Raw genomic sequence first — 763 nt, 5'->3', positions numbered from 1 at the left:
GCCGAACACCTCGCCCAGGGACTCGCCGAGGCCGCCGACCGGGCCGTCGTCCCGGCCCCCCCACCCCCCCCCCTCCCACCCCCCCCCCCGGCGGCCCACCCACCCGCCCAACACCTCCCCCCCCCCCCCCCCCCGCGTCCGCCGGCGGGCCGTAGGGTGCTGATCATGCCCATACCCATCGAACTGGTGATCTTCGACTGCGACGGCGTGCTGCTGGACAGCGAGCGGCTGGCCGTGAAGGTGGACGCGCGGGTGACCGCGGACATCGGATGGCCGCTGTCGGAGGAGGAGGTGGTGGAGCGGTTCGTCGGGCGCTCGCACGCCTACATGACCGCCGAGCTCGCCGCGCACGCGAGCGTGCCGCTGGAACCCGGCTGGGAGCGGAAGTACCAGCACCTGTACGACGCGGTGTTCGCCGCCGAACTCGCCCCCGTGGACGGGGTGGTGGAGGCCCTGGCACGCCTGGAGCGCGCCGGGGTTCGCGACTGCGTCGCCTCCTCCAGCAGCCACAGCCGACTGCGCCGCACCCTCGGGCAGACCGGGCTGCTGCCCCGCTTCGAGGGACGGATCTTCAGCGCCGAGGAGGTCGCCGAGGGCAAGCCCGCCCCCGACCTGTTCCTGCACGCCGCGAAGGCGACGGGCGTCGAGCCGGCCGCCTGCCTGGTGGTGGAGGACAGCAAGTACGGGGTGGCCGCCGCCCGCGCGGCCGGGATGCGCTCGCTCGGCTTCCACGGAGGCCTCACCCCCGGCCACTGGCTCGCCG

At 75.5% G+C, this 763-nt stretch carries 1 protein-coding gene; it reads left to right on the top strand.

What is annotated here, in order from left to right; translation table 11 throughout:
- Positions 1-165: 165 nt before the first annotated feature.
- Positions 166-763 (top strand): HAD family hydrolase (locus ACFQ87_RS41015; RefSeq protein WP_380616059.1); only part of this gene is annotated, 598 nt, incomplete at its 3' end.

The sequence above is a fragment of the Kitasatospora sp. NPDC056531 genome, from assembly GCF_042794375.1.
Lineage (GTDB): Bacteria > Actinomycetota > Actinomycetes > Streptomycetales > Streptomycetaceae > Kitasatospora.
Note: the sequence above shows the minus strand (reverse complement) of the source record. Positions and strands in the feature narration are given on the sequence as shown.